Origin of the sequence: Phocaeicola coprocola DSM 17136, assembly GCF_000154845.1 — a bacterium.
Lineage (GTDB): Bacteria > Bacteroidota > Bacteroidia > Bacteroidales > Bacteroidaceae > Phocaeicola > Phocaeicola coprocola.
In genome coordinates this window covers 1-23,845 of record NZ_DS981473.1, presented here as the reverse complement: position 1 = coordinate 23,845, position 23,845 = coordinate 1, and the positions used below count along the sequence as shown (strand labels likewise).

Annotated in this window: 15 protein-coding genes, 1 tRNA gene and 1 pseudogene; 5 read left to right on the top strand and 12 right to left on the bottom strand. The window is 39.4% G+C overall.

Annotation, left to right across the window (positions count from 1 at the left end; translation table 11 throughout):
- Window positions 1-22 precede the first annotated feature (22 nt).
- Genes BACCOP_RS08850 through BACCOP_RS08840 form a run of 3 tightly spaced genes read left to right on the top strand, consistent with a single transcriptional unit; the run spans window position 23 to window position 3,672 of the window.
- Complete coding sequence (locus tag BACCOP_RS08850; RefSeq protein WP_007568398.1) at window positions 23-1,117, top strand: HlyD family secretion protein; 1,095 nt, start codon at window positions 23-25, stop codon at window positions 1,115-1,117.
- A gap of 4 nt (window positions 1,118-1,121) precedes the next feature.
- Complete coding sequence (locus BACCOP_RS08845; protein ID WP_007568396.1) at window positions 1,122-2,762, top strand: MFS transporter; 1,641 nt, start codon at window positions 1,122-1,124, stop codon at window positions 2,760-2,762.
- Between the two features lie 37 nt (window positions 2,763-2,799).
- Entirely contained in the window at window positions 2,800-3,672 is an 873-nt protein-coding gene (locus tag BACCOP_RS08840; protein ID WP_007568394.1) for a helix-turn-helix domain-containing protein, read from the top strand.
- 131 nt (window positions 3,673-3,803) lie between these two features.
- On the opposite strand, the gene BACCOP_RS08835 is transcribed toward BACCOP_RS08840, so the two are convergent.
- A complete protein-coding gene (locus BACCOP_RS08835) occupies window positions 3,804-4,613 on the bottom strand; it encodes a Fic family protein (RefSeq protein ID WP_007568392.1) in 810 nt (269 codons plus the stop codon).
- 175 nt (window positions 4,614-4,788) lie between these two features.
- Window positions 4,789-4,872 (bottom strand) — tRNA-Leu (locus BACCOP_RS08830).
- 183 nt (window positions 4,873-5,055) lie between these two features.
- Here BACCOP_RS08830 and BACCOP_RS08825 point away from each other — a divergent pair.
- On the top strand, window positions 5,056-6,099 hold the full coding sequence (locus BACCOP_RS08825; protein ID WP_040311968.1) for a mannose-1-phosphate guanylyltransferase: 1,044 nt from the start codon (window positions 5,056-5,058) through the stop codon (window positions 6,097-6,099).
- Window positions 6,100-6,343: 244 nt separating this feature from the next.
- On the opposite strand, the gene BACCOP_RS08820 is transcribed toward BACCOP_RS08825, so the two are convergent.
- From BACCOP_RS08820 to BACCOP_RS08805, 4 genes are all read right to left on the bottom strand, one after another.
- Window positions 6,344-8,713: a TonB-dependent receptor gene (locus BACCOP_RS08820; RefSeq protein WP_040311974.1), complete on the bottom strand. Its 2,370-nt coding sequence runs from the start codon at window positions 8,711-8,713 to the stop codon at window positions 6,344-6,346.
- A gap of 98 nt (window positions 8,714-8,811) precedes the next feature.
- Window positions 8,812-9,216: an HIT family protein gene (locus BACCOP_RS08815; RefSeq protein ID WP_007568387.1), complete on the bottom strand. Its 405-nt coding sequence runs from the start codon at window positions 9,214-9,216 to the stop codon at window positions 8,812-8,814.
- A gap of 53 nt (window positions 9,217-9,269) precedes the next feature.
- Entirely contained in the window at window positions 9,270-9,734 is a 465-nt protein-coding gene (greA, locus tag BACCOP_RS08810; RefSeq protein ID WP_040311973.1) for a transcription elongation factor GreA, read from the bottom strand.
- Between the two features lie 182 nt (window positions 9,735-9,916).
- Complete coding sequence (locus tag BACCOP_RS08805; RefSeq protein ID WP_007568385.1) at window positions 9,917-11,062, bottom strand: DUF4369 domain-containing protein; 1,146 nt, start codon at window positions 11,060-11,062, stop codon at window positions 9,917-9,919.
- A 261-nt stretch (window positions 11,063-11,323) separates the two neighbouring features.
- On the opposite strand from BACCOP_RS08805, the gene pnp reads away from it, so the two are divergent.
- Window positions 11,324-13,507, top strand: coding sequence for a polyribonucleotide nucleotidyltransferase (pnp, locus tag BACCOP_RS08800; RefSeq protein ID WP_007568384.1), 2,184 nt, complete (start codon window positions 11,324-11,326; stop codon window positions 13,505-13,507).
- A 71-nt stretch (window positions 13,508-13,578) separates the two neighbouring features.
- Here the strand turns inward: pnp and BACCOP_RS08795 are convergent, their stop codons facing one another.
- From BACCOP_RS08795 to BACCOP_RS08770, 6 genes and pseudogenes are all read right to left on the bottom strand, one after another.
- Window positions 13,579-17,616: a hybrid sensor histidine kinase/response regulator transcription factor gene (locus tag BACCOP_RS08795; protein ID WP_007568383.1), complete on the bottom strand. Its 4,038-nt coding sequence runs from the start codon at window positions 17,614-17,616 to the stop codon at window positions 13,579-13,581.
- Between the two features lie 273 nt (window positions 17,617-17,889).
- On the bottom strand, window positions 17,890-18,735 hold the full coding sequence (locus BACCOP_RS08790; RefSeq protein ID WP_007568382.1) for an alpha/beta hydrolase: 846 nt from the start codon (window positions 18,733-18,735) through the stop codon (window positions 17,890-17,892).
- Between the two features lie 20 nt (window positions 18,736-18,755).
- Window positions 18,756-20,886 (bottom strand): annotated as a pseudogene (locus BACCOP_RS08785) (TIM-barrel domain-containing protein).
- A gap of 173 nt (window positions 20,887-21,059) precedes the next feature.
- A complete protein-coding gene (locus BACCOP_RS08780; RefSeq protein ID WP_235776956.1) occupies window positions 21,060-21,500 on the bottom strand; it encodes a glycoside hydrolase family 76 protein in 441 nt (146 codons plus the stop codon).
- Between the two features lie 226 nt (window positions 21,501-21,726).
- On the bottom strand, window positions 21,727-23,013 hold the full coding sequence (locus tag BACCOP_RS08775) for an IS1380-like element IS615 family transposase (RefSeq protein ID WP_007567149.1): 1,287 nt from the start codon (window positions 23,011-23,013) through the stop codon (window positions 21,727-21,729).
- 113 nt (window positions 23,014-23,126) lie between these two features.
- The coding region (locus BACCOP_RS08770) for a glycoside hydrolase family 76 protein (RefSeq protein WP_007568377.1) at window positions 23,127-23,845 on the bottom strand (719 nt) is incomplete at its 5' end.

The window sequence follows — 23,845 nt, the reverse complement described above, 5'->3', positions numbered from 1 at the left end:
ATCAGCTATCAATTTTAAACATATGGAAACAACAGATAAAAACAGTGCTGCAATGAGCACACATCACGAACAGGCTAAGAAATTGAGAAAATTGCGCACCCGCCAGCGTGTGGTAAGCCTGATTGGTATAGCTATTTTAGTTTGGGGGATTATTCAGGTTACTTTCTTGTTTCTGGATTATAAAAATACAGAATCCAGTAATGATGCTCAAATAGAGCAATATATCTCGCCGGTTAATCTGCGTGCTTCAGGTTATATCAAGAAAATCTATTTCACCGAACATCAGGAAGTGCACAAAGGTGATACGCTGTTGGTGCTGGATGACCGTGAATACAAGATCCGTGTGATGGAAACTGAGGCTGCCTTGAAGGATGCATTGGCCGGAGCTACTGTAATTGGCGCCACACTTCAGACGACACAAACCACAGCTTCGGTGTATGATGCTTCTATTTCTGAAATTGAAATTCGTCTGGCAAAATTGGAAAAAGACCGTCAGCGTTATGAAAATCTGGTGAAACGTAATGCTGCTACGCCCATACAGCTGGAGCAGATTGAAACTGAATATTCTGCTCTACAACGCAAACTGGAAGCTACGAAACGTCAGCGCAGTGCAGCCTTGTCCGGTGTGAATGAAGTTTCGCATCGTCGTGAAAATGTGGAAGCCGGTATTCAGCGTGCCACAGCGGCGTTGGAGATGGCCAAATTGAATCTGTCTTATACTGTAGTCGTGGCTCCGTGTGACGGTAAGCTGGGACGTCGGGCTTTAGAGGAAGGTCAATACATTACTGCCGGGCAGACCATTACATATATCTTGCCGGATACTCAGAAGTGGGTGATTGCCAATTACAAAGAGACTCAAGTGGAAAATCTGGCTATCGGTCAGGAAGTAAGGATAAAGGTGGATGCAGTAAGTAATAAAGAGTTTACGGGTAAGATTACTGCTATTTCCGGTGCAACTGGAGCCAAGTATTCTTTAGTTCCTACTGATAATTCTGCCGGTAATTTTGTAAAAATTCAACAGCGTATTCCGGTTCGCATTGATTTTATCAATCTTTCTGAAGAAGACAATGATCGCCTGGCTGCAGGTATGATGGTGGTTGTGAAAGCTAAACTCTGATGTTATGCCCTCTTATCCAAGAAATTATCCGTTCTACAATTGGGTGCCCAAGTGGTTGGGCATTCTGATATTGGTGTTGATGTTCATCCCCATTCTTACTGTGGGTGGTGTGTATTCTGTGAACAGTACTGAGATGATGAGCGGGCTGGGTATCATCTCAGAACATATCACTTTTACCAATTTTGCCACCTCCATCGGGATGGCTGCTTTTTGTCCGTTTTTATACCGGCTGGTGGTGATTCGAAGAGAAAAAATGATGTGTCTGGCCGGTTTTTCCATGATGTATGTGCTCAGCTATATTTGTGCCGAAACCGACAGTATCTTTTTGTTGGCTCTCTGTAGTGTGTTGATGGGCTTCCTTCGCATGGTACTGATGATGGTCAACCTGTTCACCTTAATCCTTTATGCAGGGCGCATTGAGGCCTATTTGAAAATTAAGCCGGGGCTGGAGCCGGTAGACGGTGAGGGCTGGGATAAGCTTGATATTGAACGAAGCATAGCGCAGCCTGGCATTTATCTGTTCTTTATGATATTAGGACAGCTGGGAACATCGCTGACTGCCTGGCTGGCTTATGAATATGAATGGCAGTATGTGTATTACTATATGATGGGGATGCTGTTGGTATGTATCCTGGTTATTTTCGTAACCATGCCATACCATCGCTTCCAGAACAAGCGTTTCCCCATTAATTTCCGTCAGTTTGGCAATGCTACCTTGTTCTGCATTCCGCTGGTGTGTTTTACATATGTCATGGTGTATGGAAAGGTGCTGGACTGGTGGGATGATCCTACTATCCGCATGGCCGCGATTACTGCAGTTCTTACGGGTGCTTTATTCTTTTATATGGAATCCACACACCGCAGTCCGTATTATCAGGTGGGCGTGCTGAAGTTGCGCACCATTCGTATGGGAGTATTGTTCTATTTTTTGCTAATGTTTCTCAATTCCAGCGCCATGTTTGTCAATGTGTTTGCCGGCATTGGCATGAAACTGGATAACTGGCAGAATGCTTCGCTGGGCAACTGGACCATGTTGGGCTATTTCATCGGGGGGATGATTACCATCTTTCTCAGCATGAAGAAGGTGCATTTCAAATATATCTTTGCAGGCGGATTTGTCATGTTGGGCTTGGCTGCTCTTTTTATGTATTTTGAGGTGCAGACGGATGGTCTGTATGAACGGATGAAATATCCGGTTATTATCCGTTCCACAGGCATGATGATGCTCTATTCGCTCATTCCCACTTATGCCACTCAGCGGATGCCTTATAAATTTCTGTCATCATGGATTTGTACCATGATTACCATCCGTATGGTCATTGCTCCCAGTTTGGGCGCGGCAGTATATACCAATGCCCTGCAGGAGCGTCAGCAGAACTATGTTACCCGTTATGCACAAGATATTGATTTGCTACATCCTGACGCTTCCGCTTCTTTTATGAGTACCGTACGTGGCATGAGTTATCAGGGAAAAAGTAAGGCTGAAGCAGTGAACATGGCAGCCATGTCCGTCAAGGGACGTGTTCAGGTACAGGCCACTTTGGTTGCAGTCAAGGAAATGGCAGGCTGGACACTCTATGCCTGTCTGGCATGTGCAATATTTGTGCTGGTTGTGCCTTATTCTAAGAGAAAATTAGTATCTTAGTCGCTTGAAAGTGCCTAATGCACACGGACAAGCATGTATGAAGACAGTTCAAGAACGTATTACATTATTAGGAAAGGCTTTGTTTAGGCGAGATGACATATGCAGTTCGGAAGGAAGTATTTCCTCCTTCCCAATTCTCTTTCACACCCCATTTTTGGTCAGTGGGGTGGGAATAGTGATTTGTATGCAAGGGTTTTTTACTTTTGCCCTGAATCGTTGTGTGATGCGAGCATCTGCCGGAGAAACCTTGTTTATTCCTGATGGAGCGGAGTTTCGGGTTATGGAAGAGTCTTCTGATTTGGATGTGCATTTCCTGCTGTATCAGGTTGAACCTATCCGTGATATTTTAGGGAATCAGGTCGTATCTATGTACCTTTATTCTCAGTTAGTGCCCAAACCTTGTTATGTTTGGCAGACTGGCGAAGAGGATGAGTTACTCCGTTATATGATGCAGCTTGATGCTACCCTTCTTCAAAATGATACTTTCCGTCAGTATGAGCAGAAACTGTTGCTGCTGGCACTGACCCATCGGCTCTGTTCGCTCTATAATCGTAAGTTGATGAACAATCAGAATGCGATGGGACATCGTAATGAGGTGTTCTTAAAGCTTATTTCGCTGATTGAACAGTATTATATGCAGGAACGTGGAGTGGAGTTTTATGCCGATAAATTATGTCTCTCACCTAAATACCTTTCTGTCATATGCAAATCAATATGCGGATATACAGTAAAGGATTTGGTGTCTAAGTCCATTATACGGAAGAGTATTTCTCTTTTAAAAAATACACAGAAAAACATACAAGAAATTGCAGATATGTTCAATTTTCCTAATGCCTCTTTTTTTGGAACTTTCTTCAAAAAGCAAATGGGCATGTCTCCTGGACAATATCGCAAGAACATCACTTTTTAATTCGCCTTCATTATGGCTAAGATCTGTATAAAAAAAGCAACTACTAAGTGCGAAATGGATGATTTCGTACGACTTCACCGCAAGTTATATGAGACAGCCTCTTTCTATATTAACTAACAACACGATCACAACTAAAACATAAAACTAAAAATTTTCTTTTGAGAAGTCTTAAATCGTTCAATTTCCAAAGAGAGCGATTTCTTTAATTGAACAGCCATAAAGCCCAGAAAAGGCAGATTTGTTTCTTCTTCCTGTGATTGACGTAAGGCAGAAATATACTCTTCCCTATCTTCCTTAAATATCTTAGTCGGAAAAAGGTTGTAGCAGAACTGAATATAATTCATCAGTAGGCGGGCGGTTCTTCCGTTGCCATCGACCCACGGATGAATGGTCACTAAGTTAAGATGGGCATTGAAACTTAGTTCGTATTGTTCCCGAAATGTTCCCACTGCCTTCTGTTTTTCCTGTAATAAAGCGCAAAGTTCCTCTACTTTGGCAGGGACTTTCTGATAACTCATATAAGAACGTCCATCAATACCAGCCGTCACGCCACACAAGCGAAATTCACCTTTGGAAGAATCAAAAGAGCCACCCATAACGTTATAAATACTGCCTGTCGTACGCATCAATGTCGAATTCAACTTTTGCAAGAATGCTGAATTAATTGGTTTCTTACTTTTGGCTTCCTCTTTGGCAAGCTCATATGCCTTCTTTAAGTCCTCATTCATCAAATGATACACCAAAGGTTTCCCTTTAGCTGTCAATCCCTCATCGAAAAGCATTTGTGCCTCCGCTTCGGTGAGTGTAGAACCCTCAATTGCTGTAGAATGGGTAATAAGAGAATAGAGGTAGTACTTTTCATAGTCCACCGCTTCACTAATACCAAGTTGCTGAAACTTTTGGTATAACCGTTCAATCTCTTGCCAAACACCTTGTTCCATTGACTTTTATTTAATTGGATTTATCTCTTTTCAAAGGTAGTGTATTTGTATTGCGTAGCCAAAGAAAATAATGACTTACTACTATATTTTTGCGCCTGTGGGGAAAATGTGGGGAAAAATCAGGCAAACAAAAAGGCTAAGCGATTAATTGTTAATCGCTTAGCCTTTCATTCAGTACCCAGACCCGGGGTCGAACCGGGATGGATGTTACTCCACTGGTGTTTGAGACCAGCGCGTCTACCGATTCCGCCATCTGGGCAACTAAATCAGGGAATATGTATTTCCTTAATTGCGGTGCAAAGGTAGTCAAATATTTTGAAACCACAAGCATTTCACGCAAAAAAGTGAAAATAATTTTCATCTAACACTATTTAGAACTCTTTCCGGACATTGTTCGAAAAATAAAGGCTATCTTAGCATAAACTTTTAAAGCTACGCCGATATCATGAATAACAACTACTATTGTATCATCATGGCTGGAGGAATGGGACGCCGTTTCTGGCCTTACAGTCGCAAAGCATTGCCTAAACAGTTTCTTGATTTCTTTGGAACAGGACAGACTTTATTACAACAAACTTTCGACAGATACAAAAAAATAATTCCAACAAACAACATTTACATTACAACTCATAAAGATTATAAACAAATCGTTCTTGATCTGCTACCAGAAATAACTGAAGGACAGCTGATTATTGAAGAAGAAAGACGTAATACAGCCCCTTCCATCGCTTACGCATCGCACATTATTCAGAAAATAAATCCAGACGCAACCATCGTCGTAGCCCCGTCCGACCATCTGATACTGAAAGTGGAAGAATTTAAAGAAGCTATTTTGAAAGGACTGGAATTTGCATCGAAAAATGACAAGCTGGTTACATTGGGAATAAAGCCTAAACGCCCAGAAACAGGATATGGATACATTCAGATAGACGAAGAAAAAAAAGGAGATTTTTATAAAGTAAAAACTTTCATAGAAAAGCCGGCTCGTGAATTTGCAGAAATATTCGTGCAAAGCAATGAATTTTATTGGAACTCTGGCATTTTTGTATGGCATGTCAATACTATACTGAAAGCTTTTCACGAAATGATGTCAGAAATCTGCCCACGAGTAGAATGTGATGTACCCGACTTCACTTCGTGTCCGAACATTTCGATAGATTACAGTATTATGGAAAAAGCCGACAATGTATACGTGCAGTTATGCGATTTCGGCTGGGCCGATCTGGGTACTTGGGATGCACTTTATGATGCTTCGCCCAAAGACACGAACCACAACGTAATAATTAACAGTAATACTGTACTTTACAATTGCAAAGACAGTATCATATTAGTACCGGAAGGACAACTTGCCGTAGTTCAAGATTTAGACGGCTATCTGGTTGCATCACGTGACAACGTACTCCTTATCTGTAAAAAAGATGACCACGATGCAATCCGCAAGTTTGTAAATGATGTAGAAATGAAGTTCGGAGAAAAATACTCCTGATCTTATTATATATAAAATCAAGAAAAACAAAGATTTACAGATATTATACACGATAGAGAAGGAGCTTCCCCACTACTTTAATTCCTTCTGCATGTATCTGTAACATAGAGGCGATAAAATCCCTCGATTTTTTCGTACAAAAAAGAAAAAAACTTCTCGATATTTTTATAAAAACATGCCCATATTTTTTCCAAAATATGGGCATGTTTTTTTCGATAGCAATTATGATTGGTTTCTTGACACTTTAATATTCAAAAGTGATGCCAAGAGTAGGCAGCAAGGTTCCACTTTCCTGTTTTATAGACTTCATTACGTAACGTCGTTCCGAAAGAGGAGCCGTTGGATTTTCAATCTGCCCGGTACTCATCAGCACATCAGGCTGACGAAGTTTACTAGCCGTAATATCCTGGATATCAAGATAAACACCAAACATACATTTCTTCCAATAAAACATTTTATCAACACGGATATCCAGCTGTCCAAAAGCCGGCAGACGCTCTGTATTATACCGATCGTAATCATAATATGCTTTACCCTGTGCATTCCATGCTTCTACCAAGGATGACTTTTCTACATCATACGGTGTATAAGGCGAACCTCCGATGCAGCTTATTTTCATACCCACACTCCAGTTTTTGGGAAAGTTATAAGTTCCACTTACATTGAATATAAAGCGATTATCCCATGCAGAGGGCACATAATCACCTTCTTTCCCATCACGGAATTCACTTTTGAAAATTGTTAATGAGGATGATAAGTTCAACCGTTGAACTAACAGCCACTTAAACATCATTTCTATTCCGTATGAACGTCCCTCAGCTGTAGATATCAGCTGTTCGTTACCTATTACCCCGTAGTCATTTCCCTTACAAGCCAAAGGTATGCCGTCAGACACGGACAAAGGCATATCGCGATAGAATTTATAAAATCCCTCAGCCGATATTTCCATATTCTCATTAGGCTGCCAAGAAAGCCCAACACTTTCCTGAGATACGGAAATATAATCCAGATTACGGTTCAGGTAACTGCCATCATTTCCTTTAAAACCGAGCGCTGTATAAGGTGGAAGCTGATAATACAGTCCCATGTGACCACTTAAGAACAGACGGTCAATCAATCTGTACGATACAGACAGACGAGGAGAAAGCTGCCTCCACAGCTCTTTCATCTTGTCGTTATAATTATTCCCATCTGTACGAACTCCAAGTGATGCAGTAAAACGCTCGTCTGGAGCTGAATAATCCATTGAAGCAAAAAGTCCCCAACGGAATATATCCAGATTTGTACGGTAATCGAAAATTTGTACTTCATCTGTAAAAACTCTCTGGTAAGTTGTATTGGAATATTGGGAATAATTCAATTCCACACCAGCATTCAGCTTCCAAAGGTTCCAGGTAGAAGTGTTTTCCATCCGCAATTTCGTTTCTTGCTCTACTGACCGAAGACGCAACGTCAGATTATCCTCCGAGCTTTCATCATTGTCGTGATATTTCAGGTTACGGTTATTTAAATAGCTATGGCTTAACGTCACCGACTGAACATGCGGACCGGCATAATGCCGATATACACCTCCCAAAGTAAAAGTTTCCTGATTTATCTTAGGCAAATAACCTAATATATATTCAGCATCCTCTCCTTCTATATCAAAGTTCAGTTTCATCCGGTCAATACCGCCCAATCCAAGCAACGTCAGTTCATTACGTGCATCAAAACGCGTTTTCAGTTTAAACGAAGCATCCGTATAAGCAGGAAGCAAAGGCAATCCCAAAACTTTAAACAACATTTGCAAATAAGATTGTCGTACTGATACCAGATAAGAAGTCTTATCTCCCAGATGTCCGTTAGAAGTAAGCGAAACTTCCGACGCTCCTAACGTAGCTTTCAGTGAGTTATGCTCCATATCTCCGTCGCGCAGACTAAAATCGAGCACTGAGCTCAAGGCATTTCCCCTATTGGCAGGAAAAGCACCGCTATAAAACTTCACATTACGTATCAGATCGGCATCAATCAGTCCTACCGGACCTCCTGAAGCCCCCTGCGTACTGAAATGATTGATATTCGGTATTTCTACCCCATCAAGGTAAAAACGGTTTTCCGATGGTCCACCACCACGTACAATCAAATCATTCCGGTAGCCGATGGGAGAAAAAACAACTCCCGGATAGTTTTGTACCACACGGGATATGTCACGATTGGCACCGGGTGCTTTTTCTATCTCCTGCAAACCAATTACACGAAGGCTGACCGGACTTTCTGCTACTTTTTGAAAAGGAGAAGCCGTAACAGTTACTCCTTCCAGTTGCGTTCCCTCCTCTTCCATTTCAATCTGAATATGAGGAGTACGGTGATTTACACGATACTCGGATGTAAAGACTGTTTTGTACCCCAACATGGAAGCCTGCAAACGGTAGATTCCAGGCGGAACCTGTTCGACGCTAAAATGCCCTTCGGCATCTGTAGAAGAGCCTATTCCTAAGCCAACAACCAGTACATTGACAAATTCCAGTGGTTTACGACTTGTTTTATCTATTACAGTTCCTTCTATGCGGTATGTTTGTCCATAAGCCAGCATACAAAAGGCCAGCAACATCGACAAGAATATCACTTTCTTCATCATAATAAATACTTTAAATCACTGTATAAATCAAAAAAGCCATCCTGCGAGATGAAGGATGGCTTTCATTCTTGTAATATTGTGGTAGAAAGGAGGTATCAAGCTTTGCCTTCCCAGGCGTTATGAATACGTTCTGCGATGGACTTAAACTCTTCATCGCTCAGCTTCAGTTTCGGATTAGAAAACAGCATATCCGATTCATTCTGAATAGGGATCAGATGAATATGAGCATGAGGTACTTCAAGACCAATTACTGCTTCTCCAACCTTGCGGCAAGGGAAAGCTTTCTGAATAGCCAGCGCCACATGTTTTGCAAATACATGCATAGCAGCCAATTCTTCATCGCTCAGATCGTAGATATAATCGACTTCTTTTTTAGGGACAACCAGTGTATGTCCCTTTACCAACGGATTTATATCCAAAAAAGCATAGAACTTATCGTCCTCTGCAACCTTATAACTGGGAATTTCCCCCGCAACGATTTTACTGAATATTGTTGCCATAATATGATATATAAAAAAAGGCAAGTCCGCAACAAAGCAGACCCGCCTTATAGTTAAAACGATATTCCTGTTACTTCCAGACTGATTTTACCCTGTGGAATAGTAATTTCTGCAATATCACCCACTTTCTTACCCAACAAACCCTGAGCAATCGGTGTATTTACAGAAATCTTACCCAGTTTCAGGTTAGCTTCAGTTTCCGACACGATAGTATATGCCATCTTCATGCCAGTCTTTACATTCTTCAGTTCTACACGAGTAAGAATCTGAACTGTATCAGCTTTCAATTTAGATGTATCTATAATCTTCGCATCACCAATTGTTGCTTTCAACTGATTTATTTTCATTTCCAGCATGCCTTGAGCTTCCTTAGCTGCATCATATTCTGCATTCTCAGACAAGTCACCCTTGTCGCGAGCTTCAGCAATAGCAGCTACAATCTTCGGACGCTCTACAGATTCCAGATGCTTTAATTCTGCTACCAATTTCTGATAGCCTTCTTCTGACATATAAGCCATAGTTTTTTCCTCCTTATTATATTCGTTATTAATTAAATTGTTCTTGCTTATAAAACAAAAAAGAATCCCGATACACAAACATGTATCGGAACCCTTCTCTGTTATGACTTTGGCAAAGATACGCCTTTTATTGATACCAGTCAAGTACCAAAGCGCACTATTTTCACATGCTTTTCAACATGTTATAATAATTTCTTAATCGCTTCTTCCAAATCTGTTTTCGGACCAATTCTCATATTCAGTTCATTGTTCCGGCCTACCAAAAATGCTGTCGGCAACTGAGTCACACCATACAATCTGACATAAGTAGAATATGGTCCTTGAGGATCGCGAACGCAAATCCAAGGCAGATTATCAGCTGCGGTTTTCCAGAAATGCTCATCGGTATCTAATGAAACCTGATAGATTTCCAATCCCTGTGAAGCATACTTATCATATATTTCACGCAACAGCAAATTACGTGCTCCTGATTCTGCACTTCCATATGCGGTAAAGTCTATCAGCACTACCTTACCTTTTAAATCTGTAAGATGACGGACTGTACCTTTTATATCCATCAATGGAATATCAATAATAGAAGCTTCCTGTATTTTATCTGCTGGAATATCCAAAGGTTTCACCTGCGGGGCACGGGTATTTTTCATACCCTTGATAACCATATTATACAGATTACGTGAACGGTCAGCATGTGGATACAAATTGTTCATACTTGTAGCCACAGCAGCAAAACATTTCACATCTTCCTTATTATTCAACGGATCGAAAATCATATATCCATTTAAGACCTGGAATAAAGCAAAATACGCATAAGGTTTATTGGGAGCAACGAATATATAATTCCGCTTCACTTCATCCTTATATGCATCTACCATACGTGTCAGACTGTCTTGAGCAATACCAACAGGTATTCCCGACTGAGCCATACGATTCACACGTTCCTGCAAATCAGTCTGCAATAAAACCAGTTCTTTGATTTTCTGATTATTTTCAGAGCCTTGAATATTGTACTCCGTTGCAAAATTTTTATAATCAGCCTTTACTTCAACAGTTTCAGTAGAATCAACCGAGAAGTTTATCACTTTATTATCAATACGCAATCGGTAAAAATCAGGCGCTTCGGGACGAGCGGCAGCAAAGCTGAAAGCTCCATCACTTCCTAATTCCACTGAATCCAGCGCAACAATACCATCTAATCCTGTCTGCTCCAGATATAACATTTTATCGGCAGCATCGGTCACTTCTCCCTGCACCTTAAAAGCAGGCTCGTTGTTGCAGGCCGTAAAACCTGCGAACAACAGAGCTGCAGCGATATAAGCATTTCTTTTCATTAGCGATTATTATTCATTTCGGGATGCAAAGATACGGCTTTTTATGAGTTCACAAAGTTTTTATCCAAGTTCTTATAAAATGACATATTTTTTTTAGCCTGATCCAAGTGCCGATATTATAAACCTCAAATGTAAAATGGAATAAGAATTATATAAAAATACGTACAGACTAAACTTTTATCTCATTTACACCCGATTAGTATAATAATATTTGTATCTTTGCGCGAACTTTAAGAAGACTTTTATATTAAAACATTTTTTATGATCAATCCTATTGTTAAGACGATCGAGCTAGGTGATGGAAGAACCATTACACTCGAAACGGGAAAGCTGGCAAAACAGGCAGATGGTGCTGTTATGCTACGCATGGGTAATACCATGTTGCTGGCTACTGTTTGTGCAGCAAAAGATGCAGTTCCCGGTACAGATTTTATGCCGCTCCAGGTAGAGTATAAAGAAAAATATTCAGCATTCGGACGTTTCCCGGGTGGCTTTACCAAACGCGAAGGCAAAGCTTCTGATTATGAAATTCTGACTTGCCGCTTGGTAGACCGCGCTTTGCGTCCATTGTTCCCCGACAATTTCCACGCAGAAGTTTACGTAAACATCATTTTGTATTCAGCAGACGGTGTAGATATGCCTGATGCTTTGGCAGGTTTGGCTGCTTCTGCAGCACTGACCGTATCCGACATTCCTTTCGGCGGTCCGATTTCAGAAGTACGTGTAGCACGCATTGACGGTCAATTCGTTATCAATCCTACATTCGAACAGCTTGAAAAAGCCGATATGGATCTGATGGTAGCTGCCACTTATGAAAACATCATGATGGTAGAAGGTGAAATGAACGAAGTGAGCGAACAAGATTTGTTAGAAGCTCTAAAAGCTGCTCACGAAGCAATCAAGATACACTGTAAGGCACAGATGGAACTGATGGAAGAAGTTGGTTCTACTGTTAAACGTGAATATTGCCACGAAGAAAATGATGAAGACTTACGCAAAGCCGTTCATGACGCTTGTTATGAAAAAGCTTATGCAATAGCTGCATCAGGAAACCGCAATAAACACGAACGTCAGGATGCATTTGATGCAATCTGTGAAGAATTCAAAGCTCAGTTTACAGAAGAAGAGCTTGAAGAAAAAGCAGGAATGATAGACCGTTACTACCATGACGTAGAAAAAGAAGCTATGCGTCGCTGCATCCTTGATGAAGGAAAACGTCTGGACGGTCGTAAGACAACAGAAATTCGTCCTATCTGGTGCGAAGTAGGCCCATTGCCTTATCCACATGGTTCTTCTATCTTTACCCGTGGAGAAACACAGTCTTTGAGTACCGTTACATTGGGAACCAAACTTGATGAAAAGATTGTGGATGATGTACTTGATCAGCATAAAGAACGTTTCTTATTGCATTATAATTTCCCTCCATTCTCTACAGGTGAAGCAAAAGCACAACGTGGAGTAGGACGTCGTGAGATTGGTCACGGTCACTTGGCATGGCGTGCTCTGAAAGGTCAGATTCCAGCAGATTATCCATATTGCGTACGTGTTGTTTCGGATATTCTGGAATCTAACGGTTCTTCTTCAATGGCAACTGTATGTGCCGGTACTTTAGCACTGATGGACGCAGGTGTACCTATTAAGAATCCGGTATCAGGTATTGCAATGGGATTGATCAAAAATGCCGGAGAAGAAAAATATGCCGTTCTGTCTGATATCTTAGGTGATGAAGATCACTTGGGAGATATGGACTTCAAAGTTACAGGTACTAAAAATGGTATTACTGCAACTCAAATGGATATTAAGTGTGACGGACTGACATACGATATTCTTGAAAAAGCATTGTTACAAGCTAAAGAAGGTCGTGAATACATCCTGAACAAATTGACAGAATGTATCGGTAAGCCTAGACAAGACTTGAAACCCAATGCTCCACGTATCGAAACAATGATTATCCCTAAAGAATTCATTGGAGCTGTAATCGGCCCGGGTGGAAAGATTATCCAGGGTATGCAGGAAGAGACAGGTGCAACTATTACAATTGAAGAAATTAATGGTGTTGGCCGTATCGAAATTGCAGGAAACAATAAAAAGATGATTGATGATGCAATGCGTCTGATAAAAGGTATCGTTGCTGTTCCTGAAATTGGTGAAGTATATCAAGGAAAAGTTCGTTCAATCATGCCTTACGGTGCATTTGTAGAATTCCTTCCTGGTAAAGACGGATTACTCCATATTTCAGAAATCGATTGGAAGCGTCTGGAAACTATCGAAGAAGCAGGCTTAAAAGAAGGTGATGATATTGAAGTTAAGTTACTGGATATTGATTCTAAAACTGGAAAATTCAAACTGTCACATAAGGTCTTATTACCTAAACCAGAAGGAATGGGAGAAGGTAACCACGCAAAACGCGAACGTAAGCCTCAACAAAATAAAGAACAGAAATAATAAACATTCTTTATAACAAAAACAGTCCGAGATCTCATTTGAAATCTCGGACTGTTTTTGTTATATACACATTATATAGCTTCAGTTTCCTTCTTATTATACTTATTCCGATAATCTTTAGGAGTTACCTGAAAATGTTTAGAGAATTCTTTATAGAAATGAGAGCGATTAGCAAATCCCGTTTTATACATAATTTCTTGAACAGTCAGAGAAGTTGTCCGTAATAGTTTTGCAGCTAGATTTATTCGATATTCCTTTATGTAATCTTTAGGAGATTCTAAATCCATTTCTTTAAAACGACGATACAAAGTTCGCACACTCACTTGCATATACTCAGCCACCTCTTCCAAAGAAAGGTTTTCTGAGTCCACATATTTCTCTATATATTCTGTTATTTTCGATAGAAATTCCTTATCTTCAGCCTTAACCAGATGTCCATGAGAAAAATCATACGCACAAGCAGAAGTATTATAAAAATCTTTCATCTTACTACGATTCTCTATTAAACGTTCAACCACAGCCTTCAGATAGTCTATATTAAAAGGTTTTCCTATATAAGCATCCGCTCCAGCATCCAGCCCTGCAATCTTTTCCTGACTAGAATTTTTTGCTGATAATATAACTACAGGTACAGACATAGTATGCTTATTCTGCTTCAATCTTCTCGTCAGTTCAAAACCGTCTATACCCGGCATCATCACATCTGTAACAATCAACATAGGTATATCATTCTTTACTTCCTTCAATGCTTGCTCAGCATCATGTGCAACAACAACCCTAAATTTGTCAGAAAATGCTTCTTGTAACAACATTAACATTTCAGTATTATCATCAACTATTAGAATCTTATGTTTTGATGAAGCCAGATCTGTAGAGTTTTCAGAAATTTGTTCTAGCTGATCAGATTTCATTATTGGCAAAACGTTATTAATGTTGAGCATAGCATTATCATTAACATCTACCTTTTCTGATGTCAGTTCCAACATTGGAAGCAGAACGATAAATTCAGCATAACTGCCATATTCACTCTGAATTTGTATTTCTCCTTTTAGCAACTCAACCATGCTATGACAAATAGCGAGTCCTAAACCATTTCGAGAAGTCATTCCCTTTATAGTAGAAGCTTCCACACCATCCAGCACTTTATATCTGTTAAAAATCAAAGGAATATCCTCCTGACGAATACCTTTTCCCGTATTATACACCTTAATACGCAAACTTTGGTTATCAACTACATCTACCGTTACACGAATACGTCCCCCTACAGAGGTATATTTAAAAGCATTCGAGATTAAATTATTCAAAATTTTCGTCAAACTTTTACTGTCGGTATTCCAAAAAATATTTTCTGACACTACATTTTCAAATTGAATCATGTTTTGCTCTGCCAACTCCGAAAACGAATGAATAATATCATTACATAAAGCTGAAACATCTATCTGTTGGATACATTGAATCTGATGCCCTGTGTCCAGTCTTCTAAAATCAATAATCTCCTGAATCAAAGCATTTAACCTCTCTGCATTTGCTTTTATCAATGAGACATATTTATGTACATACTCCGAATGGTCATATTTCAACAAGCGCTCACAAGGGCCATATATAAGTGTAAGCGGAGTAGAAAACTCATGAGTTATATTAGTAAAGAAACGTAGCTTTTCCTCATATAAATCTTCTTTATGTTGTTGCTCCATTTTTTCCAGCACTAATAGCTTTTTACGCTGTTGCTTTAATAAAAACCAGCGAATACACAACAACACAGCCAACAAAAGCAATAGAACATAAATAACAACAGCTAACGTACTTAAATACCAGGGGGAAGCAATAGTTATATGCACAGAATAAACAGGACTAAACTCCCCTGTTGTCTGATTCTTATAACGAACTTCAAGAAGATAATCTCCATAATTCATCTGAGTAAAAGAGATACTGTTATTCGTTCCATTATCTATCCATTCCGTTTTCTCATTCAAACGATACTGATAACTATAGTTAGTTGGATTTACATAATCTAACGCAAGAAAAGATATCGCAAAATTGTTCTGATCAGACTCTAATGACAGAGAAGGTTTATCTCCCCAACTCTGTACATCAACACACATACCCTGTTCACCTAAAATATCAATGTTTGTAAAGCGTAATGGAGGTTTTACAGCTGCCTTATCAGAAACATACATTTCGTTATTAGTTATAGTAATAAAACCATTAATACCTCCAAAAAATAAGGTATTGTCTTGACAGAATGAAGCTCCGTCACTAAATTCTAGTATTTCCAGCCCACTACCTTTTCCATAATTCTGAAATTTATTATTCAGCACATTAAAGCTGATAAGTCCTCCATTGGTTGCAATCCATAATCTTTTATTTTCGTCTAGAAGCATTGAATGAATTGTACTATTAATAAATCCATCCTGCTGATTAAAATACATTTCTTCATCATGTAACTTTTTAATCAGTCCTGCTCCTGTACCAAGCCAGAAAATATCTTCGTCACGAATTATCGAAAAGATATCATTCACAACTCTACTTGAATATTCATTTTTTAAAGGCATGGCAGCTAAACTATCGCCTTCTATATGAAAGAGTCCATATCCTCGATTACCAAACCAAATATTATCATGACTACTATCAGCAAATAGAGTAAAGAAATAATTTGAAGAAAAATTTCCACTATCAATGGTATAGCGTTTTAAAGAATGAATATATGGAACGCCAGATCTGTCTTCAATACGTGCACGAATAACTCCTGTCCCAACGGTAGCTATCCAAAGAATCGAATCATTCTCTTCATATATGGCATGCACGTAATTGATCTTTTCTGGCGAATAAACACTCCTGATTTTTCTATCGCGATATGAATAATAACTGAGACCAGCATCATGTCCTATCCAAAACATAGGTCTGCAACTTTTTGCAAATGCATATACAGAATTATTTATTAATCCACCTTCTTGAGAATTTATCAGTTCTGTCCTATAGTTCATATTATGCTTCAGAGGAGAAAAATCATAAATTTTAAGAATTCCCTCCCCTTTAGTACCTAACCATAATGTACCTTCATTATCCCAAAAAATAGACCGAACCGGCTTACCTATACTTTGATTTAGATCTTGATAGGTTACCGATGAAATTGAATACTTCCCCTCAGAATAAATATATACGCCTTGACCGTCTGTCGCAATCCACACAATATCTTGAAAACGATCTTTTAAGATCCGAAATACTCCAGACTTTATGCCTAAATCATCTACCGTATACTTATCATTTGCCTGCAAAGAAATCTTCAATAAACCATTTGTTTGAAATGCAACAAAAAAAGATGTTCCATCACGAAGTATATCTACAATGGTTCCTCTTCCATCCAATGCCTCTTTCCAGTTACAAATAAGCTTTTTTACAGGCTTATCCAAACTATATCCAAATAAATTATAATCTTTATCTAACCAATAAACCTGATTTTTATCTCCAAAGCCATAACGTACCTCTGTTTTTTCACTAGTGTTTATTGTAGAGAGGGTATATTCTCCTTCCGGAGAATGTTTCATTTGATAATATATAATCTCGTTTTTTAGGAAAATAATTAGATAATGTTCATTCACATAAAGATTAACAATATCTTCCCTATCCAAAGTTCCTATAGGAAGTCTATAAAACTCTTGTTTTTTTTCATTAAAAGCGTATAACAAATTACTACTTGAGAAGAAGAACAGATTCCCTAGTTCATTCTTGACCATCATATAACTACCCTTAAACTGGGGATAATCAACAACAAGGCGTTTTTCTTTATCAACTTTACTCAAACCATAGTTTGTCTGTACCCAAATTACTCCATCATGAGTTTCTAATATTTCTTCTATGATGTACCCAGATAAGTTCAATTGCCCCCAACCATTCCAACTATATGCTTTTGTGCCATCATATATATTCACTCCATCACAAGTCCCCATCCATAAAAAGCCATTACTATCTTGCAGTAAAGAAAGTACAGCACTACTGGTAAGACCTTCTGAATTAGTAACCTGCCTTAAATTATAAGCTGATAATGAATTTATTACACATACCAGAAAAAAAAACAATCCTCCTATAAATTTCATAACAGCATTTATCATAGTATATTTTTTAATCAATATTCAGGTACAAAGGTATAGAAAATAACAAATTGCATTGAAAGAGATATATAATATTTGCATTCATATCAAATAAAATTAATTCAGATCATCCACTTCAGTTTTTTATCTTTCAGTAATCATTTATCTGCAATTTATCATGTGAAAAAGATTAGTGAATCAAACTATTTTGATCTTTCCCTTATTCTTCTATAGAATACATAATACAATAGGTATGGAGTAATGTAACTATTGAGACACTCCATACCTACCAATCTATTTATCTACTTCCTTTTCTCTGTTACGAATATACTCTAATAATATAGAATGAGCAGGGTGTGACATCGTTCCATGGTCAAACCCCTGTAGTTCATAAAGATATGCAGCTGGATGACCTATAATCTTAAGCATACGCCACATATAAGCATTTTCTTCATAACGTCCCAGCATCTCCCGTTCACGGTCACCACATATCAGCAAGATAGGGGGACAATCTTTACGTACATAGTATAACGGAGCATGCTCATCAATTAAAGGCTGATAATCAGAAATTCCCCTATCACGTCTATTCTGGAAATGAGTAATAGCTTGTCCGCTAAAAGGAATAAGAGCAGCAAAGCTATCAGCATCTACTCCATATTTAGCCAACCGACTTTTATCCAGTCCAATCATACTGACTAAATAACCTCCCGCAGAATGTCCTGCTAAATATATTTTCGAAGGATTTCCTCCATAACGGGCTATATTCTTTACTACCCATGCAGTGGCTGCAGCTGCATCATCTACCGCATCATCAGTTGTTACATCAGCATTAATTGCCTTAGGATCTTTATTCCCGGCACATAAGCGATAACTCACACCCACAACAGCAATTCCTTGCTCACGCAATTCACGTGGAATTTCACGGTCTCCGCCGGTCAATCCTCCACCATGAAACCAAACAACGGTGGGAAAATCCTTCTTATCAGTCGGATAATATACATCAAGCAAACATTTTTGCTTCATATATGCATTTTGCTTCCCTTCACGGTAAGAAATAGCTTTTTCCCATTGATAACCTTGTGCATAAAGAGTAATGGAACATGCTAATAATACAAGTATGCAATAAAATCTAGTTTTCATAAAAATTGTTTTATTTGTTATTACAATTGTACTTCTATTCCTTCAACTAAATTACCACTAGCTTGATATATGCCTTTATCTGTAATAATCTTCACAATAGCCATATCATTGTTTTCTGTGATATACTTACCTTTCTTTTGGGTTATTTTAACTTGCACTTTATTATCAGCAGTACGAATAGCGGTAAAATGCTGAAAGCTATAATTGCCATCTTTAAACGACCAATTATCCCCTTCATCCCAATAAAGAGTACCATGGGCTTCACCTTTTTCATCCAAGCAAACTAATAAAGTCAATGGATCAAGCGATTTTTCATTCGTATTCTGTATAATTTTTCCTGTCGGAATAATAGCGCCACCACGAATTTTTAATTTAGCCTGATATGAATCCTTATCATCACCTGGAATCAAAGACAGGTTTCTCCAAATACCTTTAGGTAAAGCTGGATTCTGAGCCCATTCTGGGACAACCAGTAAATTTTCTCCAATAAGAAATGCCTGTTCTTCTGCACGAAGTAAAGTATCCTTAGGATCTGCAAAAAAAACAGGACGCATAATAGGCATTCCAGTTTCTGAGGCCTCATGAAGCAACGTATAATAATAAGGCAACAAAACATAACGACGTTCTAACGCCATACGTGATACATCCTCTACTTTTTGTCCGAATGCCCAAGGCTCTTTATTAATAGTACCAGCACAAGCATGCCCTCGAGAAAAAGGATAAAAAGCTCCTAAAGCCATCCAACGACCAAACAAGTCTGCATCAGGATTAAACAAGAAGCCACCAACATCTGCCCCACTAAATGGCTGACCAGATAATCCTAAAGTAAGAATCATGGGAACAGACATAGTCATATGACTTACCCAGGAAGCATTATCTCCCGTCCAAGTAGCAGCAAATCGTTGTCCACCCAAAAAATTTGAACGCGTTAAAATAAAAGGACGATTTTGCGGACGCGCTTTCATAATCCCCTCCCGAGATGCCTTAACCATAAGATAACCGTACACATTATGATATTTCAAATGAGGTCCAGCCGGAATCTTGTCACCTCCTAAATGTTTGTTATCTTCAGGCATAGTTCCTGTAGGAGTATTACTTATCTGAGGTTCATTCACATCATTCCAAACTCCATCAACTCCCTTATCCAAAAAGTCCTTATATAAATCAGCCCACCAACGCACTGTTTTAGGCTGAGTAAAATCAGGAAAAGCGCATGCACCTGGCCAAGCATCTCCATGGAATTCCTTTCCTTGTGCTGTTTTAACCCATACATCATTTGCTGTTCCCGACTTATAGACAAAATAAGTAGAATCAACTTTAGCCCCCGGGTCTATCATCCATGCTGAATGAAATCCACGTATATGAAGATCTCTATTCAAAGCCGCTGGATCTGGAAATGTCTGAGGATTAAATGTAAAAATACGATAACCATCCATATAATCAATATCCATCCATATAATCAATATCCATCCATATCACATCACAAGGAATACGCTTAATACGGAAAGTATCTGCAACCTCAATTACACGACTGGCTGGTGTATAAGAGAATCGGCACTGCTGATATCCTAAAGCCCACCGTGGAACCATAGGCATAGTACCGATAAGTTCGGCCAAGCCTTTTATAACCGCCTGCGGAGACTCTCTGTCTATTACAAATATACGAAATAGTTCACCTTCTGTTTCGAAATTAATACGTTCATCGGTAGTTGTCAGTTTCGCTTTATAAGGTGTATCAAATAAAATTCCAAAAGAAGTTCCATCCGGACGAACTCCCATTACCCAAGGATGTGACTGATACAAGCGTTTTCCATTATCAACACTATATGCACCTGAATCTGTATTCCACAATTTGATACTTTGTCCGTTTCGCAACAACGGCCCTGTAACCTCACCGCCACCATAAAGACTAGTACCTTGAGGTACGTCCAAATAGGCACTAGCATGTCCTTTTTTCTTTTCCATTATAGGATAAAGCTGCCAATTTGAAGGTAACATACCTTTTTCCTGAGGCTCTGCTTTTAAGGCAAAAGAAGGCATTTGACTCAGATTGAAACCTTTTGGAACAAATTTAGCAATACCATCACCGACTATTACTTCCTTTTCCATTTTCACGTTATGGGCAGATAACCATCCCGTAAAACATAACATTCCTAAAACTCCAACTATCTTTAAATTTACCATATTACTATTGCTTACATCATTATGAATACTCATTTAAATGATAAATTAAATATCATGATTTCATCTAATTATAGGTATTCGTATAACAAACATTTAGGCAATATGAACTATACTGCCTAAACATTCCACTTTAAAGAAAATCATAAAGGTTGTAGGACACACATCGCTTCCATCAACATACATCCTGTTAAATGAGGAGTTAGCCCTACTTTTTCATTATCTGCAGGAGCCTTTCTCCAACGCCCTCCATATAACATGGTGTTGGGATTAATTCCTTGAGTAGCCATTACAGTGGCACAGCGAGTGATATACTCATGAAACTTCTTTCTATCTGAATAATCTACAGAGTGATCATTGATCAGCTTAACAAAATAACGGAAAAAGATTCCATGAAACAATCCTCCATCGCCACTTACAGCATCAGGCAACAAACCTTCATTTTGTGATAATTGTTCTACAACAAAATTGGCAGCCTTTACTGCGTCATCTAAATACTGCTTATCACCTGTTATTTTATAAAGCTCATGGGCAGCTCCTAAAAAGGTTCCAATGTTATAAGTAAATATCCAGTTTCTCTGAATTTCACCCTTTCCATTAATATTATCATAAACAGCTCCTGTTTTACGATCAAATAAGCCTTAAATCCGCAACTCCATTCCCGAAGTGCTACCTACATAAAGAGAAATGGACTTTTGATTCGTAAGATAACCATTAAGTCCTCGCGTCCGTTTCAATGCGCATACCATCCCCTTACCCCATAAAGCGACTTGAGGCAATACGCAATCAGTGGCCATCAAGTGATGTAAATCATCCGGAAGAAGTTTTGAAGGCTTCTGCATATGCATGGTTGTCGGTGTAGATATTCAGCACACATTGCCTTGCGGTCTTAATCCACTTGGCAGGTACTGAAATGAATTTGAAGACAAACGTCTTGATACGGCTGGTTTCCTTGAGCCCGAACTTCTTCACTTCAATCCTTTGCATGATGGCCTTGTAGAAATTGCGTATCAGTGCCGTCAGGAGCAGGAACACGGTATTTTCCGCCATGAAGGATTTAGGCAGTCTGTCCCATCCAAACCCATTGTTCATGTCATCAAAGACGCGTTCCTTGCCACCGCGCATGTTATAGAACTCCACGATGTCCCTCATGGATGATTCGTAATCGTTGGTCAGGATGCAGCGGTATGTATATTCCCCCTCCCACAGGTCCGGTCCACTGCCCATGCGTCTCTGTCTCTGGATTACCAGGCGATACGGTTTGCCCTTCCACTTCTCAACGAGAATGGAGTTCAACTCAAACACGATGCCGTTTATCTCTTCCTTCTTCCACCCTCTGAGCGCGAAGATGTCATCATAGAGCGAGCAGCAGCGGTTGGCGCGTATGTAGAATGTCCTGCAATGCTTCCTGACCTCATCCACAATGTCTTCAGAGCATGAGCCGCAGTCGGCCCTGAAGCGTTTGACTGTCAGCTTCTTCTCTTCAAGTCTCTCCAAAATCCTCTTTAGCGTGTCCTTCTGGTGAAAGCGTACATTGGTGTTGCCGTCGCTGTTCTCTATGCCGACAATCATGTCGCCGATAACGGCCACACCGGACCTGTAACCAAGAAATTTCTTGTACGTGGGCTTTGCATCGTACTTCTCCGCCTCAATGAACTGGTGGTCAAAGTCAACGTCATACTCCCCGCCCTCTTTCAACTGCCCTGTGGACAACAGGCAATTCAGGAGCAATGTGTTGAGTGTGTCTGCCGTATTGAAATCATAGGACTTTCCGGCATCAGACGTGTATGAGATGTTTTCCCGGGTCAGTTCGTTTATTGCCCTAAGGATGGTGTCGGCGCTACAGGTGCGGAGTGTGGGGTGAAGGGAAAGATGACTCATTAAGTGGGCGGTGACATCCTCAACGCAAGAACCGCCGCAGAAGTAAACGCATAGGAGGGAGCGGATGATTTCGCTGTATTGATAACCATAGAGTTTGCATCTCAACCCAAGTGTTGAGTCAATTGTAGAGGAGAGAAGGGAGGTAAATTGCTCCATGATTGGAAATATGCCTCCAAAAGGAGTGAGTCTTTCGGATTTTATTGCTACCTTTGCCATGCCTGTTGCGGTTTTCTTTGTCTTTGGATTCGCAACACTAAGGTAAGTGAAAACGCTGACATGGCAAAAACCTGGGCAACAAAATGTTGCTCAGGAACTTATAAAAATAATTATCAATTATGTTGCGGAATTAAGGATAAGTAGTTTTTCTCCCAAATATAAATTTTGATAGCTTCATTTAAGTAGGCATTTTTAATCTTGCCATCGCTAAATTGAGCCTGATCGTAAAAAGAGTAAAGACGAGCAGCAATTAATGCAGCCGGTCCATTAGAGCAAGCATTCTTTGATTTTGCGACATCCGTCTTCCAAGTAATTCCACCAAACCAGGGAGCTTCATCTTCCGGTCCCCATGTAGGCCAAATCCAATCATCATATACTTGCCTCGCTTTCTCTATATATTTTTTCTCCCCTGTACTTTCAAACATTCTTATTTGTGCTAATACGATCCATTCCATATCATCAACAAAAACATTCCACCAAGGATCTTTGGGATTCATTTTTCCGGCAAAATTATATTTGGGCATACCTTCCCACCACAAAGGAAAAAGTTCTTTATAATACGATTTACCAGTACGCATATACGCATCCACCAGAACATCCATTGCATGTGCCTGTGGCCAATAGTTATTTGTTGACATATCAGAAAGATCGCTACCATAATTAAAATAATAGCGTTTTTCGTAGCCCTCAAAACTAGCTCCCCAAAAATGTTTGATAAGTGCTTCTGAAGTACCATTAGCCATTTTATTCCAATAAGTTATATCTTTCTGAGCAAATACTCCAAAGACACAACATAACATAAACAGAATCGTTAAAGTTTTTTTCATAACTA

Excerpts from the sequence above, each read along its gene's own strand:
- BACCOP_RS08850 (WP_007568398.1), top strand. The coding sequence starts at position 23 with ATGGAAACAACAGATAAAAACAGTGCTGCAATGAGCACACATCACGAA.
- BACCOP_RS08845 (WP_007568396.1), top strand. The coding sequence starts at position 1,122 with ATGCCCTCTTATCCAAGAAATTATCCGTTCTACAATTGGGTGCCCAAG.
- BACCOP_RS08840 (WP_007568394.1), top strand. The coding sequence starts at position 2,800 with ATGAAGACAGTTCAAGAACGTATTACATTATTAGGAAAGGCTTTGTTT.
- BACCOP_RS08835 (WP_007568392.1), bottom strand. The coding sequence starts at position 4,613 with ATGGAACAAGGTGTTTGGCAAGAGATTGAACGGTTATACCAAAAGTTT.
- BACCOP_RS08820 (WP_040311974.1), bottom strand. The coding sequence starts at position 8,713 with ATGAAGAAAGTGATATTCTTGTCGATGTTGCTGGCCTTTTGTATGCTG.
- BACCOP_RS08815 (WP_007568387.1), bottom strand. The coding sequence starts at position 9,216 with ATGGCAACAATATTCAGTAAAATCGTTGCGGGGGAAATTCCCAGTTAT.
- greA (WP_040311973.1), bottom strand. The coding sequence starts at position 9,734 with ATGGCTTATATGTCAGAAGAAGGCTATCAGAAATTGGTAGCAGAATTA.
- BACCOP_RS08805 (WP_007568385.1), bottom strand. The coding sequence starts at position 11,062 with ATGAAAAGAAATGCTTATATCGCTGCAGCTCTGTTGTTCGCAGGTTTT.
- pnp (WP_007568384.1), top strand. The coding sequence starts at position 11,324 with ATGATCAATCCTATTGTTAAGACGATCGAGCTAGGTGATGGAAGAACC.
- BACCOP_RS08795 (WP_007568383.1), bottom strand. The coding sequence starts at position 17,616 with ATGATAAATGCTGTTATGAAATTTATAGGAGGATTGTTTTTTTTTCTG.
- BACCOP_RS08790 (WP_007568382.1), bottom strand. The coding sequence starts at position 18,735 with ATGAAAACTAGATTTTATTGCATACTTGTATTATTAGCATGTTCCATT.
- BACCOP_RS08775 (WP_007567149.1), bottom strand. The coding sequence starts at position 23,013 with ATGGCAAAGGTAGCAATAAAATCCGAAAGACTCACTCCTTTTGGAGGC.